The organism is Shigella sp. FC1967 (assembly GCF_001743005.1).
Classification (GTDB): domain Bacteria; phylum Pseudomonadota; class Gammaproteobacteria; order Enterobacterales; family Enterobacteriaceae; genus Proteus.
Map to the genome: position 1 here is coordinate 1 of NZ_MIIZ01001210.1, position 478 is coordinate 478.

The following is a 478-nucleotide window of genomic DNA, read 5'->3' on the forward strand; positions in this document are numbered from 1 at the left end:
AGTTGCAGGGTATAGACCCGAAACCCGGTGATCTATCCATGGGCAGGTTGAAGGTTGGGTAACACTAACTGGAGGACCGAACCGACTAATGTTGAAAAATTAGCGGATGACTTGTGGATGGGGGTGAAAGGCCAATCAAACCGGGAGATACTGGTTCTCCCCGAAAGCTATTTAGGTAGCGCCTCGTGAACTCATCTTCGGGGGTAGAGCACTGTTTCGACTAGGGGGTCATCCCGACTTACCAACTCGATGCAAACTGCGAATACCGAAGAATGTTATCACGGGAGACACACGGCGGGTGCTAACGTCCGTCGTGAAGAGGGAAACAACCCAGACCGCCAGCTAAGGTCCCAAAGTCATGGTTAAGTGGGAAACGAAGTGGGAAGGCTCAGACAGCCAGGATGTTGGCTTAGAAGCAGCCATCATTTAAAGAAAGCGTAATAGCTCACTGGTCGAGTCGGCCGCGCGGAAGATGTAA

The 478-nt window shown here is 51.7% G+C and carries 1 rRNA gene; it reads left to right on the forward strand.

The features are described 5' to 3' along the window. Positions 1 to 478 (forward strand): 23S ribosomal RNA (locus BHE89_RS20360); the annotation flags it as partial.